The following is a 15,593-nucleotide window of genomic DNA, read 5'->3' as shown; positions in this document are numbered from 1 at the left end:
GCATGCCTTACATCAAGATCGAAATGAACGAAGGGCGCACGCCAGAGCAGAAGGCCGCTTTGGCGCGGGCCATCACCGATGCCGTCGTGGAGCATGCCGGGGCCAAGCGGGAGAGTGTCTGGATCGTCTTTGATGATGTGGCGCGACACAACTGGGCAGTTGCCGGCGAATTGCTGGCCAAGCCCGCCTCCTAGATCTGCAAGGCGCCGCCCCTCGGGGCGTTGTATCGGGCCAGAAACAAGAAGGCTCCCCCATTGGGGAGCCTTGCTCGTTATGGTGAGCGCCTCAGCGCGTGTAGTTCTGCACGGCGCCGGGCAGGGTGCTCCACTGAGCATACCAGGCCTTGAACTGGTTGAATTGCCGTTCGGCCCAGGCGCGCTGGCTGGGTGACAGCTCGTCGGTGGGGTTGAAGTGGAGCTTGTAGGCGTCCTCCCCCTGCAGCTCGAGCATGAACTTGTAGTAGAGCACCAGATCGGTGCCTTCATCCCAGGAGGAGAGGATTTCCAGCGCCTCGCCCAATTCCCGGGCACGGATGCGGGCATCGGGATCGCCGGCGGCAGCGGCCTTCGACAGGGCCACTAGATGCAGGATCTCCCGGGGCAGGGCATTGCCGATGCCGGTGATGGTGCCGGTCGCGCCCGCTTTGACATAGCCGTGGTAAACGCCGGTATCGACGCCGGCCATCAGCACCACATTGGCATCGCCACTGGTGATGTGCTCGGCGGCATAGGTCATGGCTGCGGGGCCACCAAATTCCTTGAAGCCGACAAGGTTGGGATGCTTGGCGCGCAGGGCGTTGAACAGGTCGGCCTTGGTTTCGAAGCCGTAATGGGGGCTGTTATAGATTACCGCGGGCAGAGTTGGTGCGGCGGCGAGGATAGCCTCGAAATGGTGGCGCTGGGCGATGGGGGAATTGCCGCGCGACAACACCCGGGGAATGACCATCAAGCCAGCCGCGCCGACCTGTTGCGCGTGTGTAGCCAAAGCGACGGCTGAGGCCGTGTTGATTGCACCGGTGCCAACAATCACGGGCAGGCCCGCCGCGACCAGGCGCGCCACGCCTTCCATGCGCTGGGCATCGGTGAGCAGGGGCCAATCGCCCATGGAGCCGCAATACACCACGGCGGACATGCCGGCAGCGACGAGCTCGGTGGCCTTGCGGACCAGTTCGTCGAAATCGGGGCTACGGTCCGCCTTGCACGGCGTCATCAGTGCGGGAATTACGCCCGTGAAAATTTCGGTTTGCATCGTGTCCTCGTCCAGCAAACGAGCAGGCGTCAACGCACCTGCCCGGTTCACCTACCATTCATGCCACGTTGTATCCTTTTTGTCGACAGGGCAAGCCTGCCTACAACAGGGCGCGGATATCGGCCAGCAAGGCACTGGGAACTTCAACCTCGCCGCTGGCAAGCGAGCGCGCCCGCGCAGCATAGCGCCGCTGCGACGGCAAGCGCGCGCCTTGATCGATAATGGCATCAAAGATGATCTCGGCCCGGTCGGCATGGCGTGACGCCTCCACTCCGGTGAAGACCTGGGGGTCGAAGGCAAGCAGCAGTTCGCCGTGATAGGGTGCTGCGCCAGCGCCGTTATCGAATTGCTTGGACTCGATACTGCTGAGATCGCCGATCAACGGCCCCGCTATCAACTCGATCATGGTAGATAGCGCCGAGCCCTTGTGGCCGCCAAACGTCGTCATGGCGCCGCTAAGCGCCTTTTCTGCGCTGTCGGTCGGAGCCCCGCTCTCATCCAGGGCCCAATCGAGCGGGATTGGCTTGCCGGCGCGGCGATGCAGCTCGATTTCCCCCCGCGCCACGCTGGAGGTCGCGAAGTCGAACACATAGGGATCTTTGCCCGGACGCGGCCAGGCGAAAGCCAGCGGATTGGTGCCAAAGACGGGCTTGGTGCCACCAAATGGCGCAACCCAGTTGTGGCTAGGGGTCATGGCGATGGCGACAACACCCTGCGCCGCCAAGGCCTCGACTTCGGGCCACAATGCCGAAAAGTGGTAGCAGTGGTTGATCACCAGCGCTGCAATGCCATTTTGCCGCGCCTTGTTGACCAGCATGGTGCGACCGGCCTCAAAGGCCAGCAGCGAATAGCCGCCTTTGGCATCGACGCGCACAATACCGGGCGCATGGTCGAACAGTTCAGGCTGCACCACGCCATCCACCTTGCCCGCCCGGATGGACCGGACGCAGCCCAACAGACGATAAAGGCCATGCGAATGACACTCGTCGCGCTGGCCCGCACAAACCACGGTGGCGACTGCCGTCGCGTGATCAATAGCAAAGCCGTTGCGGACCAGCACCGCAACGCTGAGGTCAAAGGCTTCGTCAAGCCGCAGGGTGGACGTTTCTGTCACAGCAATGCCCTTAGTTCATTAAATCGAAGGCATCACCCCAGGTGTCGGCAACCGAGTAACCCTGTGGATAGGGGTCGCTAGGATCAACGCCGATCTGGTGGATGCCATGGATCCAGCCGCGGCCCGAGATAATGGGCTGCACCGCCGGGCGGCCGGCCACCGAGGTGTCGCCGGCATAAGTAACCTCGAAGGTGGAATCGATGATCGATCGGGCGGTGAACCTGTCGCCAGGCTTGGCCAGGCCCCGCGCGGCCGCGACGGCAAGACGGGCGGAATTGCCAGTGCCGCAGGGTGACCGGTCGATCCGGCCAGGTGGCATGATGGTGGCGCCCTTGAGTTCGCCCGCCTCGTTGAAGCTGGTGAACATAGTGTAGGATATGCCCTTGATGGCCTCGATCTCGGGATGGGCAATCTCGAGCTGGGCATTGACGGCGCGGTGGATGGCGCTGCCCGCCTCCACCAGTTTCTTGGCCTGGTCCGGCCTGATCTCGAGGCCGAGTTGCGCCGGGTCGATCAGCGCATAGAAAATCCCGCCATAGCCAATGTCGAGCTTGACCTTGCCGAACCCCGCCACATCGACCACGGCATCGAGCTGGTGGGCATAGGACGGGTTCATGGTGAGCGTAACCCGTTCGCATTTGCCGTTACGGCAACTGGCCCGCGCCGTCACGAGGCCCGACGCCGTCTCGATCCGCACGATGGTTTCGGGCTCGACCATGGGCAGCATGCCGGTCTCGAGCAGAACGGTGGTGAGGCAAATACTATTGGATCCCGACATCGCATGAGCCTTGTCGCCCTGCAAAATCATGAAGGCGATATCAGCGTCCGGACGTGTTGGCGGAAAAATGAGACAAGTGCTCATCTGGGCCGAAGCGCGCGGCTCGAAAACCAGGAAGCGCCGGAGGCTATCGTCGACTTCGTTGATATGGCGCAGCTTGTCGGCAATGGTGGCGCCGGGAACATCGATGACCCCGCCCGTGACGATGCGGCCAACTTCCCCTTCGGCATGGGCTTCAACAAGGGTTACGGTCTTGGACCAGCGCATGGGAGGATTTCCTTTGCAGATTGAGCCACCCGGCCGGGCATCTGCAGTTCCGGCCACCTGACATCATACCGGCGCTATATCCAATCTGTCGACAAACAAAGCTGCTCAGGGGTGCGTTCTCCGGCGTTGAACCGGAACCGCAATCTCCGCTAAGCTCGCCTATCGCTGATCATCCGTCGACGTGCTGGCCGGCCCCCTTGTTGGGCAATACGCCGGCACAAACGGTTCGTGATTGTTGCCGGCCCTTGTGCGCCGCGAATGCCGGGAGCCGCGCCGTGAAAACCAAAGCCAGCGAAACGGCCAAGATTGCCGGCGAACCGGGTCGTATCCGGGGGTCGGGCGCGCAAAAAGTCTATCAAACGCTGCGGCAGTCCATTCTGGACCTTACCCTCGATCCCGGCAGTCCGCTCGATGAGGTGACGCTTTCCGAGCAGTTCCAGATGTCGCGCACGCCGATCCGCGAGGCCTTGGTGCGCCTGGTGGCGGAAGGGCTGGCCAAGACACTGCCCAATCGCAACACCGTGGTTGCCACCATCGATTTCGCCCAGCTGCCGGTATACTTCGAGGCGCTGACGCTGATGTATCGGGTAACGACGCGGGCAGCGGCGGTGCATCACGCCCCCGAGCAGATCGAGACGATACGCAAGTTCGAGGCCCAATATGCGCAAGCCGTGGCGCGTCGCGACGCGCTGGCCATGATCCAGTCCAATCGGGATTTCCATGTCGCCATCGCCGAAGCGGGCGGCAACAGCTATTTCACCAATCTCTTTGCGCGCCTCCTCGATGAAGGCCGACGCATCCTGCGCATCTATTACCGCTCGTTTGATGACAAGCTGCCCCAGCAATATGTGGAAGCCCATAGCCTGATGGTGGAGGCGATTGAAGCGGGCGACGCCGATCGGGCGGATGCCTTGGCCGCCGAGCACGCGGCACAGATCGTCAAGCAGATCCAAAGCTATATCAACCGTGAAACGGTATCCAAAATCACATTGTAGCGTTCAAAAGCAGGGGCAAGATGAAAAAGATCGGCGTCGTAGGCGCAGGTATTGTTGGCGCGGCGATTGCGACCCGACTGATTGGCGATGGCCATGCTGTAACGGTGTTTGATGCTGAACCCGGGGGCTTGCCAGCCTCGTCGGGAAACGCGGCGCTGATTGCCCTGCCCGAAATTGCGCCGATAGCCAGCCCAGGCATGCTGACCGCAGTCCCCAAATGGCTGATGGATCCACTTGGGCCTCTGACCTTGCGCTGGCAGGATGTCCCCGCATTGATGCCCTGGTTGGTGGCCTTTCTAGCGGCCTCGACGCCACAACGCGGTGCGCTCGCCCGCGAGGCTCTGACGGGCCTGATGCAAAAGGCCTTGGCGGATCACCAAGAATTGGCTGCCAGTGCCGGCTTGGCAGGGCACCTGCGGCAAACCGGGTTTATCTCGCTGCACGACAGCCATGCCAGTTTGGACGGCGCGGTGCGCGAGGCCGGGCAGGTGCGGGCTGCGCTTGGCTATGACTTCGAGGCAATAACTCCTCAAAGGGCCCGAGCCATGGTGCCCCAGCTCGAGGGGAGGTTCTTTGGTGCAGTGCACCAGCCTGGCTATTGGATGGTCTCCAACCCGCTGAGCGTCCTGCGGCACTTCCAGGACTTTATTCGCGGGCGCGGCCAACTGCAGCAGGGCCGGGTGCTTTCCCTGACCCAGCGAGAGGCCGGCATTGCCGTCAAGCTGCAGGGTGGCGAGGAGCAGGTGTTCGACAGGGTGGTTGTTGCTGCCGGAGTGTGGTCGCGCGATCTTGTGCGCGGCTTGGGCCTCAAAGTGCTGCTCGAGAACGAGCGCGGCTATAACACGACGTTCACGGACCTGAATTGGAACTTAGCATTGCCGGTGGGCTTTGCCGATCATGGTTTTGTGGCCGTGCCCCTCGTAGATGGGCTGCGCGTAGGCGGTGCGGTGGAACTGGCCAAGCCCGAGACTTCGCCCAATTTTGCCCGCGCCAAGGCGATGCGCAAGAAGATGCGGCGCTATGTCCCTTCGCTGCCCGAAGGGGGCAAGGAATGGATGGGCCGGCGGCCCTCCACACCCGATTCACTGCCGGTAATCGACAGCCATCCAGGGGATCCGCGCATACTTTATGCTTTTGGCCACGGTCATCTGGGCCTGACGTTGAGCGCCGTCACGGCCAATTTGATTGCCGGGATGGTGGAGGGCTCCAGTTCGGCACCGCAGCCGTTCTCGATCAGCCGCTTCCAGTAGCTTGGCGGAAAAAGGCTCGTTACCGCCTAGTCTGCTTCGTCATCCACGACGGCGTAAGGGACCCGGGCCAGAACGACCCGGCCTTCGTCTTCAATCTGAAACTCGCCCCGCGTTGGCTCATCGGCCAAGGCAACGGCCCCCTTGACGGCAAAGGATGCCTCCTCGATCGCTGCATTGAGGGACTCCAGCTTGATGCCGTCGATATCGACGTCGAGCGGTCCGCGGTCGGACTGGTGATTGAAAAAGAACCTCGGCATTTGGGTCACCTCGTTATCGTTCCTCCCCAACGAACTGCGCGGAACGTCTGTTCCCCGCTTGGATTCACAAGCGGGAGAGAAGCAGCTGTCGGCGATGCCGATCAAGCTTGGAGGACGGCTGGCACTTCGCGGGTGCGTGACAGGAGAAAGCGAGCGCGCTACCATTCAGCACGCGCATAGTGGCTCCGGGCTTTGCGGGAGCCGTACTATCCCCGAGCCTTCCACCAGGACAGGACACCATCTTGCTTGATCATCGCCTCACCTTGGCGCGCGACGGCGTCGCAGCCCGATCCCTCGAGGGCATTGTTCCTGCTGATCGCTATCTTGATACGACCATCCACCAGACCTCGGTGCCTTGTGCCCCGTTGCGCCGGGAGCCGTCGCCTTCCGCCGAACAGCTCGACCAAGTGCTGTTCGGGGAGTTGTTCGAGGTGCTCGATGTGGCGGATGGCTGGGCGTTCGGGCGCGCCATGCGCGATGGCTATGTGGGTTTTGTGGCGGCGAGCGCCCTGAGCGGCGCTCCCCGCACCCCTACCCACAAAGTGAGGGCGCTCCGCACCTATGCGTTTAGCGGCCCCAGCATCAAGACCGCGCCAACGGGGCTTTATTCCATGAATGCGCTGCTGGTAGCCGAGGGCCGCGAGGGTCGCTTCGTACAAACCGCAGGCGGCTGGTTTGTTGAGGAGCATCTCGCCCCTGTGCAGGAAGCTGAAACAGATCCCGTCGCGGTGGCGCAGCGATTTGTGGGGACGCCTTATCTCTGGGGCGGGCGCGAGAGCTTGGGGCTTGATTGTTCCGGGCTGGTGCAACAGGCGCTCTATGCCTGCGGGCGCGATTGTCCGCGCGATACCGACCAGCAGGTCGCGCTCGGCCACCCGGTTGACGCCCTGCGCCGGGGTGACCTGGTGTTCTGGCGTGGCCATGTTGCCATGATGACCAGCGATAGGGACATGATCCATGCCAACGCCTTCCACATGGCGGTGGTAATCGAGCCATTGGCCGAGGCCGTGGCGCGGATCAGCAGTCGCGGTGGTGGCGAGCCGACCGCTTTTCGGCGCCTCGACTAGGCCCTGCCGCTTAGGGCAGTGGCCGAATAAAATGGTTGGGCGCCACCTGCCGTACCTCCTGCTGCGGCAGGGCCGATCGTCGCCGGATCTCCTCGACATGCATGAGTTCGGCTGCGCCAGAAGTGTCGGCAAATCGCTGGTCCGGATCGGGAACGGCTGAGAGCAGCAGGCGCGTATAAGGATGCTGGGGATTGCTCAACACCTTATCCGTTTCGCCCCATTCCACAATCTGTCCGGCATACATCACCATGATGTCCTCAGCGACATAGCGCGCCGTGGCGATGTCATGGGTGATGTACAGGAGCGCCAGCCCTAGTTGGCGCTTCATGTCGTTGAGCAGGTTCAAAATGCCCAGGCGAACGGACACGTCGAGCATGGAGGTAGGTTCGTCGGCAACGATCACCGCTGGGTCAACCGCCAGTGCCCGGGCGATGCTGATGCGCTGGCGCTGGCCTCCTGACAATTCGTGCGGATATTTCGGCGCGACCAGTTTTGGATCAAGCTTGACGCGGGAGAGGAGTTCATCAATGGCAACCCGGCGTTCGGCGCCCTTCATCTTGGGCCGGTGAAGGCGGAGTGGTCGCTCCAGATGGTGGCGCACCGTGTGCGCTGGGTTAAGCGAGGCAAAAGGATCCTGGAACACCATCTGCACCGCGGCGCGGTAAGACTTGAGACCGCTGCTGGTGACTGGCATGCCGCGGAACAGGAGTTGCCCCGCATCCGGCCGGTATTCTCGCATGATCAGGCGCGCCGCGGTGGTCTTTCCCGACCCCGATTCGCCCACCAGGGCGAGGGTGCGGCCGGGATGGAGCGCAAACGACACAGAACGCGCGGCATAAACCGGCTGGTCGGCGCGACCAAAGGTCTTGGAAACATTGTCGAGGGCGAGAACCGGTTCGGTCTGGGTCATAGGGCTGCGCTCGCGCCAATCTGTTGGCCGGAGAGCTTGGGCATGGAGCCCCAAAGGCGGCGCGTATAGGCATGCTGGGGCGAGTGGTAGATGGTCTGCGCCGCATTCACCTCCACCAACTCGCCTTCAAGCATGATGCCGATGCGATCACAGGCCTGCACCATCAGGGCTAGGTCGTGGGTGATAAAGAGGACGGAAAAGCCCAGCTGCTGGCGCAGAACATCGATACGGCCCAGTATCTCACGCTGCACCACTACATCGAGCGCGGTGGTTGGCTCATCCATGATCAGCAGCTTGGGATTGAGCGCAAGGCAAATGGCGATGACGATGCGCTGGCGCATTCCGCCCGAGCACTGGTGCGGATAGGAGGATAGCCGATCAGGCGAGATATCGACCATGGCCAGCAGCTCGGCTGCCCGGTCGCGGGCCTGGGCGCGCGACATGCCGGTATGCGTGCGCAGCACATCGAAAAACTGCCGCTCGATGGTGAGGACGGGATTGAGCGAGTTCATGGCGCTTTGGAAAACCATGGCAACCTCGCGCCAGCGGAAGCTGCGCAACTCCTCCTCGTTCAGAGCCAGGACGTCACGGCCAGCAAGCCGGATCTGGCTGCCGCTCAGGATCAGCGCGGGTGGGCGATGCAGGCGGCTAATGGCAAAGGCGATGGTGCTTTTCCCGCAACCCGATTCCCCGGCAAGCCCGAAGAACTCACCGGGCATGATGTCGAAGCTGACATCCTTGACGGCGCGGAAATCCTCCTCGGCGCCAACATAGTCGATGGAAAGGTTGCGAATGGACAGGACGGGATCGGTCATAGCTTGCCCTCTCCGGCCCGCACGCGCGCTGTCCAGCGGCTCAACATGCCGCCGGTGCGCAGGCGCGGATTGGCGATTTCGTCGATGGCAAAGTTCAGCAGCGCCAGACCAAGTCCGAGCAGGGCCAGCGCGAGGCAGGGGGACAGCAGGTCCCACCAGGCGCCCACCGAAAGAGCCGAGGCGTTCTGCGCATTGTAGAGCATGATGCCCCAGGAAACGGTGTTGGGATCACCAAGGCCGAGGAATTCGAGCGTCGCCTCGGTGACCACGGCGAAGATCACGCTGCCGATGAAATTGATGCCCACGATCGAGACGAGATTGGGAAAAATCTCGAAGGCCATGATGCGCCAGCTTGGCTCGCCCAGCATCTCGGCCGACTTGACGAAGTCGCGTTGGCGCAGCGACAGGGTTTCCGAACGGGTGACGCGCACGCCCCAGGCCCAGGAGGTGAAGCCCAGGATCAGTGCGATCACCAGCGGATTGGCCTGGCCGATAAAGGCTGCGATCACCAGCAGCAGCGGCAGGTTGGGCACCACCAGGACCATATTGGTGAAAAAGTTGATGACCTCATCGACGACGCCGCCCTTGTAGCCGGCAAGGATGCCGAGGACGGTGCCGATCAGGCTGATGAGGAGGCCCGCGCCAAAGCCAACCGCGAGCGAGATGCGGGCGCCATAGACCAGGCGCGTGAACACGTCATGACCCAGCCGCGTCGTGCCCAGCCAATGCTCGCTTGATGGGGGCTGGTGGGGGCGGCCCACGCGCTGGGTGGGGGAGTATTCCGTCAGCACCGGCGCAAAGATCGCCACCAGGATGATGATCGTCAGAATGGTGAGGCCGACGACTGCCTTCTTGTTATGGGCAAGCTGAGCAATGAGCGGCACGGTCAGGCCTTCTTGAGGCGCGGATCGAGCAGGAGATAGCTCAGATCGACGGCAAAGTTGGAGATGAGCATGGCGGCGGTCATGATCAGCAGTTGCCCCTGGATCACCGGATAATCCCGGGCGAGGATCGCCTGGTACAGCATGTTGCCAACGCCGGGATAGTTGAACACGACTTCGATCACCAATGAGCCGCCAAGCACGCTGCCCAGCGAAATGGCCAGGCTCGACACCGTCGGCAGCAGCGCATTGCGTGCCGCGTACCAGATCATGACCCGTTGATCGGAAAGGCCCTTGGCGCGGCCCATGACGATGTAGTCCTCGCCCAGCAGGTTGATCATGTTGTTGCGCATGGTCACCGCAAAGCCGCCGGTCAGCGCAACCACCAGCGTGATCATCGGCAAGAAGCCGTGATACAGCACGGACGAAATGTACTGCCAGCTAAACGCCGGATCGAGCATGGGGTCGGCCGCATAGCCGCTGGGGAACCAGCCCAGCGTATAGCCGAACACGAACAACATGATGAGCGAAAGCACGACGGCCGGCACGGAGCTCGAAAAGATGGCGAGCAGCGAAACCACGGTGTCAAATATCGTGCCCCGGCGCCATGCCGCCATGATGCCGAGCAGGGTGCCAAGCGTAAAACCGAGCAGGGTGGCCGAGCCAACCAGGCCCACGGTCCAGATCAGGGCGCGCCCCAGGAGTTCGGTCACGGGCAGTGGGAAGTACTTGATCGAGACACCCAGATCACCGGTGAAGACGCTTTTGAGATAGGTCAGGTACTGCTCGCCAACCGGCGCATCGATAAACCCGAAGGTCAGTTTGAGCGCGTTGAGGTTCTCCATGGACAGGTTCGATCCGGCGCTGGCGAACATGATCTGGATCGGGTCCCCCGGCATCAGGCGGGGCAGGAAGAAGTTGACCGTCGCGGCGGCAAGAAAGGCTGCGAGATAAAAGCCAACGCGCCGGAGCAGAAATGCCATCGATGTTCGTCCGTGTTGGAAAAAGAACCCGCTGCCAGGGGCGAGGGCGAGGATGCGTCAGGTGACGCACCCTTGGCCAGCTTATTGTTGCACTGGGCGCAAGGCCAGCAGCTGGATCAGTCGTCCCGGATTGGCATTGGATACCACCGGGGAGACGATCGGGTTTTCGGCACTCGCCCAGCCGGTGAAGCGCCTGGTGCTGTACTGATAGAAAGCGGGGCTGTTGTAGACGGGGATCACGGGCATGGCTTCAGCAACGATCATCTGGAGCTTGTTCATGATCTCTTGTTGCTGCGCCGGATCCTTGATCTGGGTGTATTGGCCAAGCAGCTCCATCACCTCCGCGTTCTCCCAATGGGGGGCCGTGAAGCGTGACTTGCCGAAATCCTCGGGGTTGAAGGAGCGGATATAGGGGAAGTAGGGATTGGCGGCCGAAGCCAGGGCGTTGAGCGTCATCGAGTACTTGCCCGCGATCAGGTCGGCACTCCACACCGATTCCTCGGGCGTGCTCATCTTGACGTTGAGGCCAGCACCCTGAAGGGACTCCATGGCGATCTGGACAGCGTCGATCCAGTCGGTCCAGCCATTGGGGATTTCGATATCGATGGCGATCGGCGTGCCATCGGGGTTGTCGCGCATCCCGTCGCCATTCTTGTCGACGTAACCGCTTTGATCGAGCAGGGCCGTTGCCGCTTCGGGGTCGAACTTGCCGAACTGGCCAAACTGCACCTGGACTTCAGGATTGGCGAAGGCCTTGTAGAGCTCGCCAAGCATGGAAGGATCTTCGTTGATCAGCGGATAGCCATAGCCGGCGATGTCGACAATTGTCTGCCGGTCGATCAGCATGCTGAGCGCACGCCGGAAATTGACATCGGTGAACGCCTTCCTGTTGTTCTCGTCGGGCGTAATCATGCTGAGCTGGAAGGACACGAGGCTCGAAGGATTGAACCAGTACTTGTTGTGCTCGGGGTCCTTGGCCACAAAAGTGTTGTCGATGTCCGGGATGAAGCTCGTTGCCCAATCCAGCGTCCCGTCAGCCAGTGCGGCCAGCACCTGTGGGTTGTCGGCGAGCTGGGGCAGGCGGATGCAATCAACCTTGAGGCTTTCCGCATCCCAATAATTGGGGTTGCGGCACTGCTCGTAGACCTGGGGCGTAAAGCGGCTGATCTCGGTGAGCGGACCCGAACCAACGGGCGTTTCATTGGTGAAGGTCACCGGATCGGTGATCTCGGCCCAAACATGCTCGGGAACGATCGGCATGCCGACAATGGTATTGGCGATCAGGGAATTGGGCTGCAGCAGGTTGAAGCGCACCGTGCGCTCGTCAATCTTCTCGACGGAGTCGAGGAGGGCTGACACCGAGTTGAAATCGAGCGCCGGAAACTGCTTGAGATAGCCATAGGTGAACACCACGTCGTCGGCAGTAAGCGGCTCGCCATCCGACCATTTGAGGCCATCGCGCAGCACAAAGGTGATGGACTTCAGATCATCGGCCAGCTCGAAGCTTTCCGCGAGACGGAACTCGGTCTGGTTCTTGAGGCGATTGAAGATCGCGAGCGGCTCGTAGATGAAGTCCTTGGTGGTGGCACGCGCCGAAGTCTGGTTGAACGGATTGAAGTTGCGCACCCAGGTGGTGGTTTGTTCCGAACTGACCGTCACCACCACTTGCGCACTTGCGGGTGCTGCCATGGCCAGAATTGCGGCTGACGTCGCCGCGAGCAGTGTTTTGTTCAGCACGTCTCAACTCCCTTGTTTGCTCCAGGCAGCGCCTTAGGCGATGCCATTTTCCCTGAAAATCTGTTCAACTTCGGCGTGGAGCGCCAAAGCGTCCACCCGCAATGTGCCCCGCATCGCTTCTCCTCGCGCAATTCGCCGCAGCGAAGCCTCGCTCAGCGGTCGCGCTGCGTTGGCGGCCGCCTCGCTCGCTTTGAGGTCGCCCTGGCTATGCAGCGCGATATCGCAACCCGCTGCCAGGGCCGCCGTCACGCGCTCCGCCCAGCTGCCCGCCAGCGCTTCCATGGTCAGGCAATCGGTGATCAGCACCCCGTCATAATCGAGCTCGTCCCGTATCAGCTCGTAGACGGCCGGAGACACCGACGCGGGGTGGTCGGGATCGATCTGCGTGAACACGAGATGGGCAACCATGGCCCAGGGCGTGTTGCGAAACGCCATGAAGGGGCGGAAATCGCTTTGGCGCAGATCTTCAATCGATGCATCCACCACCGGACACTGGAAGTGCGGATCGACCGTCACCCGTCCATAGCCTGGAATATGCTTCATGATCGGCAGTTCGCCGACCTCCAGCATGGCATCGATAACCTCGCGGGCCATGGCGATAACCAGTTCGGGGTCATCGCCAAAGGCGCGCTGGCCGATGACGTCATGGGTGCCGGGGCGGGCGAGATCGACCACTGGCGTGGTGCCGCTATCGATGGTGAGCTCGGCCATGATCGTTCCCATGGCTAGCGTCGACAGGCGCAGGGCCCGTTTGGCCAGCTCCAGGTCCTGGCGTGCCAGGGCGCCAAAGCTGCCCAGGCTGCGGAAATTGGGCCAGTTGCCATTGTTGAGCCGCTGCACGCGGCCCCCTTCCTGATCAATGAAAACCGGCGCATCCGCCCTTCCCACCGCATCCCGAAACTGGGCGCACAGCCGGCGCACCTGCTCAGGGGTATCGAGATTGCGCCGGAACAGGAACAACCCATAGGGATCGGCTTCCCGGAAAAAGGCGATTTCATCAGCGGAAAGCTCAAGGCCGGGCATGCCGACAAACAGGGCGAGCGGTGGGGTGGATGACATGCTCAGTTCTGCAACTCCGCGATTGGCTTGAGACGCAGCAGGCCCTGGTAGATGTCTTCCCCCTCATTGAAGATGGGTATCGCTCCTGCGGCCTTGCTGTAGAATTCGACCGGGCCCACACCGCCGATGATCGCATAGGCATAGCCTTGCGCCTTCATGGCCTGGAGCGTTGCCGACAGGAGCGCCAGCCCGATGCCCTTGCCGCGCTGCTGTTCGGCGACCCCGGTGGGGCCGAAGAACCCGCGAGCAGTGGCGTCATAACAGGCAAAGCCCACCAGTTCCCCGTCAGACACGGCAATCAGGCATCCCGGCGGCTGGTGAGCCATGGCGGCGCTGACCTCGCTGACCCAATATTCGCTGAAGTGCCGGCGCACCCAGTCCTTGATGATGTGCTGCTCGGGGGGCAGCGCCACGCGAATGGTGGCCTGCACGTCCTCGACCCGCTTCGCCAGCTCTGCCATCGGTCGAGCATAAAGATTTACGAGACAATCCATGGAAATGCAGCGAACCAAAGCGTTGAATCGTAACTACCAATACGCGGGCCCAAGGCAAAGGACCACCCACCTTCAGCTGTGCCGGGCACGGTGCTGGGGAAATAGCGGTTCATTACCCACTTGCATCTGGCAGCACGGAAACAAAGTTGCTCCACAACGGGAGTTGCAGCCTCGTTCAGGCTATGGCATAAGCCGCCCCGTCGACCGGGTGCGCCTTGCGTGCCGAGTGACCTCGCGGAGAGGTGGCAGAGTGGTTGAATGCACCGCACTCGAAATGCGGCATGGGGGCAACTCCATCGGGGGTTCGAATCCCTCCCTCTCCGCCAGTTTTCCTTCCAAGGCGTTGAACACCCAGCAAGTCCGGCACTTTTAGCCCCTTTCGCGTCCGAAAGTGGTACAGAAGGCTGGTACAGAATGACTCTCCGAGTGGCGCGTCCGGTACGGCGCGGGAAATCCGGAATTGTCTATTTCAGGAAAGCCGTTCCCAAGGATTTATGGCCTGTCCTTGGACGGCGCGAGATCAAGCAAAGCCTGCGGACACCCCTTGCAGCTGACGCTCGTCGACGCCATGCCGATCTGCACAACTTTTGGGAAGCCCAGTTCGAGAGACTGCGCGCCGAAGGAACCACATCGGTGCCTCAAGGCTATTCCCCGGTCTTGCCACCGGCACTGACGCACCTTCCCGAACCTCTGACTCACTCCGCCCAGCCTCTCGCATCTCACCAGGCAGTCGAAGGGTCAAAGCCTGAACGCATCTCGCTGCTGGTCCTTTTTGATCGCATGGCAGTCGAGCGCGATTTCGCTCCAGCAACCATCAAGCGGCACCGCCCGATCATTGAGGAAGTTGCCCGGGAACACGACGACGTTCGTTCAATCACCTCTGATTGGTGCGTTGCCTGGAAGGACAGTCTGATTGCGCGGCAGCTGTCGGCAAGGACGGTGCAGCATGCATACCTTGCCGCTCTTAAGAACTTGATGGGATTTGCATTCGCCAACCAAATGGTCGCTACAAATCCTTTGACCGGCATTTCTGTCAGGGTCAAAGCGCGCAAGCGCAACCGTGTCGAGCGTGGGTTTACGGACGCCGAGGCATTGCTCGTTTTGCGATCTACCCTTGCCAATTTCGACGGCCGCCTGCCTCCCGATCAAAAGCGCGCCCGCCGTTGGCTTCCGTGGATCTGCGCTTATTCTGGTGCTCGCATTGGCGAGGCAGCTCAACTGCGCCGGTCAGACTTCTCGCTCGAAGAAGGGGTATGGATCATGACAGTCCGCCCCGAGGCTGGCACGGTCAAGGATAGGCAGGCTCGCCGGGTTCCTGTCCATCCTCACCTGATCGAGCAAGGATTGATAGACACTATCAGCAAGCTGCCCCAGGGCTACATCTTTGCCGACCCCACAAGGCGCAGAGGTGGGGGGGGCGGAATCATGCACAAGAAGACGGCCGAAAACCTTGGGAGATGGGTCAGGAGTCTCGGCCTCGATGATCCTGAACTGCAGCCGTCTCACGGTTGGAGACACCGATTCAAGACCATGTCGCGTCGCTATCGCATGGACCCTGGTGCCCGCGACTATATGCAGGGCCACTCGCCCCACAACGACGCCGAAGACTATGGCGACCAGCCGGCGCCAGTGCTGCTCGCCCAAATCAGCCTCATCCCGCGATTTGAAGTCCGGTGATGGACAAGGATTTAGCAAGACCTGCGATGGATAGTTCCGCAAATCCAAGCAGCGGGCGATT

At 61.7% G+C, this 15,593-nt stretch carries 16 protein-coding genes and 1 tRNA gene; 6 read left to right on the top strand and 11 right to left on the bottom strand.

Annotated features, from left to right (window positions below; all coding sequences use genetic code 11):
* Positions 1-2 precede the first annotated feature (2 nt).
* A complete protein-coding gene (gene thmT, locus AC3YMN_RS19035) occupies positions 3-194 on the top strand; it encodes a 2-hydroxymuconate tautomerase (RefSeq protein ID WP_489891252.1) in 192 nt (63 codons plus the stop codon).
* A 91-nt stretch (positions 195-285) separates the two neighbouring features.
* On the opposite strand, the gene AC3YMN_RS19030 is transcribed toward thmT, so the two are convergent.
* From AC3YMN_RS19030 to AC3YMN_RS19020, 3 genes are all read right to left on the bottom strand, one after another.
* Complete coding sequence (locus tag AC3YMN_RS19030) at positions 286-1,248, bottom strand: dihydrodipicolinate synthase family protein (RefSeq protein WP_489891251.1); 963 nt, start codon at positions 1,246-1,248, stop codon at positions 286-288.
* 100 nt (positions 1,249-1,348) lie between these two features.
* Complete coding sequence (locus AC3YMN_RS19025) at positions 1,349-2,362, bottom strand: Ldh family oxidoreductase (protein WP_489891250.1); 1,014 nt, start codon at positions 2,360-2,362, stop codon at positions 1,349-1,351.
* Positions 2,363-2,372: 10 nt separating this feature from the next.
* Entirely contained in the window at positions 2,373-3,407 is a 1,035-nt protein-coding gene (locus AC3YMN_RS19020) for a proline racemase family protein (protein ID WP_489891249.1), read from the bottom strand.
* Between the two features lie 275 nt (positions 3,408-3,682).
* Here AC3YMN_RS19020 and AC3YMN_RS19015 point away from each other — a divergent pair, with 275 nt between their 5' ends.
* Positions 3,683-4,402 carry a GntR family transcriptional regulator gene (locus tag AC3YMN_RS19015; protein WP_349236757.1) on the top strand — a complete coding sequence of 240 codons (720 nt, stop codon included), beginning with the start codon at positions 3,683-3,685 and terminating at the stop codon, positions 4,400-4,402.
* A 20-nt stretch (positions 4,403-4,422) separates the two neighbouring features.
* Positions 4,423-5,652 carry an NAD(P)/FAD-dependent oxidoreductase gene (locus tag AC3YMN_RS19010; protein WP_489891248.1) on the top strand — a complete coding sequence of 410 codons (1,230 nt, stop codon included), beginning with the start codon at positions 4,423-4,425 and terminating at the stop codon, positions 5,650-5,652.
* 26 nt (positions 5,653-5,678) lie between these two features.
* Here the strand turns inward: AC3YMN_RS19010 and AC3YMN_RS19005 are convergent, their stop codons facing one another.
* Positions 5,679-5,909, bottom strand: a complete 231-nt coding sequence (locus tag AC3YMN_RS19005) for a DUF6894 family protein (RefSeq protein WP_127754531.1) — start codon at positions 5,907-5,909, stop codon at positions 5,679-5,681.
* 242 nt (positions 5,910-6,151) lie between these two features.
* Here AC3YMN_RS19005 and AC3YMN_RS19000 point away from each other — a divergent pair, with 242 nt between their 5' ends.
* On the top strand, positions 6,152-6,976 hold the full coding sequence (locus AC3YMN_RS19000) for a C40 family peptidase (RefSeq protein ID WP_489891247.1): 825 nt from the start codon (positions 6,152-6,154) through the stop codon (positions 6,974-6,976).
* 10 nt (positions 6,977-6,986) lie between these two features.
* On the opposite strand, the gene AC3YMN_RS18995 is transcribed toward AC3YMN_RS19000, so the two are convergent.
* From AC3YMN_RS18995 to AC3YMN_RS18965, 7 genes are all read right to left on the bottom strand, one after another.
* Entirely contained in the window at positions 6,987-7,886 is a 900-nt protein-coding gene (locus AC3YMN_RS18995; RefSeq protein ID WP_489891246.1) for an ABC transporter ATP-binding protein, read from the bottom strand.
* Complete coding sequence (locus tag AC3YMN_RS18990; protein ID WP_173088900.1) at positions 7,883-8,701, bottom strand: ABC transporter ATP-binding protein; 819 nt, start codon at positions 8,699-8,701, stop codon at positions 7,883-7,885. The genes AC3YMN_RS18995 and AC3YMN_RS18990 overlap by 4 nt, the downstream gene beginning before the upstream one ends.
* Entirely contained in the window at positions 8,698-9,576 is an 879-nt protein-coding gene (locus AC3YMN_RS18985) for an ABC transporter permease (RefSeq protein WP_489891274.1), read from the bottom strand. The genes AC3YMN_RS18990 and AC3YMN_RS18985 overlap by 4 nt, the downstream gene beginning before the upstream one ends.
* Before the next feature lie 11 nt (positions 9,577-9,587).
* The gene (locus AC3YMN_RS18980; RefSeq protein WP_172125913.1) at positions 9,588-10,565 is read right to left on the bottom strand and encodes an ABC transporter permease; all 978 of its coding nucleotides are present in this window, start codon (positions 10,563-10,565) and stop codon (positions 9,588-9,590) included.
* 81 nt (positions 10,566-10,646) lie between these two features.
* Entirely contained in the window at positions 10,647-12,299 is a 1,653-nt protein-coding gene (locus AC3YMN_RS18975; protein ID WP_489891273.1) for an ABC transporter substrate-binding protein, read from the bottom strand.
* Positions 12,300-12,335: 36 nt separating this feature from the next.
* Positions 12,336-13,361, bottom strand: coding sequence for a beta-N-acetylhexosaminidase (nagZ, locus tag AC3YMN_RS18970; protein WP_489891245.1), 1,026 nt, complete (start codon positions 13,359-13,361; stop codon positions 12,336-12,338).
* A 2-nt stretch (positions 13,362-13,363) separates the two neighbouring features.
* Positions 13,364-13,822, bottom strand: coding sequence for a GNAT family N-acetyltransferase (locus AC3YMN_RS18965; RefSeq protein WP_248305157.1), 459 nt, complete (start codon positions 13,820-13,822; stop codon positions 13,364-13,366).
* A 269-nt stretch (positions 13,823-14,091) separates the two neighbouring features.
* Here AC3YMN_RS18965 and AC3YMN_RS18960 point away from each other — a divergent pair.
* Positions 14,092-14,181 (top strand) — tRNA-Ser (locus AC3YMN_RS18960).
* A 100-nt stretch (positions 14,182-14,281) separates the two neighbouring features.
* The gene (locus AC3YMN_RS18955) at positions 14,282-15,532 is read left to right on the top strand and encodes a DUF6538 domain-containing protein (protein ID WP_489891244.1); all 1,251 of its coding nucleotides are present in this window, start codon (positions 14,282-14,284) and stop codon (positions 15,530-15,532) included.
* Positions 15,533-15,593 lie beyond the last annotated feature (61 nt).

It is taken from the genome of Devosia sp. Z11_6 (genome assembly GCF_058133665.1).
This window is presented reverse-complemented; position numbering and strand designations above follow the sequence as displayed.

Coding starts and splice junctions, on each gene's coding strand:
- thmT (WP_489891252.1), top strand. CDS start 3: ATGCCTTACATCAAGATCGAAATGAACGAAGGGCGCACGCCAGAGCAG.
- AC3YMN_RS19005 (WP_127754531.1), bottom strand. CDS start 5,909: ATGCCGAGGTTCTTTTTCAATCACCAGTCCGACCGCGGACCGCTCGAC.
- nagZ (WP_489891245.1), bottom strand. CDS start 13,361: ATGTCATCCACCCCACCGCTCGCCCTGTTTGTCGGCATGCCCGGCCTT.
- AC3YMN_RS19010 (WP_489891248.1), top strand. CDS start 4,423: ATGAAAAAGATCGGCGTCGTAGGCGCAGGTATTGTTGGCGCGGCGATT.
- AC3YMN_RS18980 (WP_172125913.1), bottom strand. CDS start 10,565: ATGGCATTTCTGCTCCGGCGCGTTGGCTTTTATCTCGCAGCCTTTCTT.
- AC3YMN_RS18995 (WP_489891246.1), bottom strand. CDS start 7,886: ATGACCCAGACCGAACCGGTTCTCGCCCTCGACAATGTTTCCAAGACC.
- AC3YMN_RS18990 (WP_173088900.1), bottom strand. CDS start 8,701: ATGACCGATCCCGTCCTGTCCATTCGCAACCTTTCCATCGACTATGTT.
- AC3YMN_RS18965 (WP_248305157.1), bottom strand. CDS start 13,822: ATGGCAGAGCTGGCGAAGCGGGTCGAGGACGTGCAGGCCACCATTCGC.
- AC3YMN_RS19020 (WP_489891249.1), bottom strand. CDS start 3,407: ATGCGCTGGTCCAAGACCGTAACCCTTGTTGAAGCCCATGCCGAAGGG.
- AC3YMN_RS19030 (WP_489891251.1), bottom strand. CDS start 1,248: ATGCAAACCGAAATTTTCACGGGCGTAATTCCCGCACTGATGACGCCG.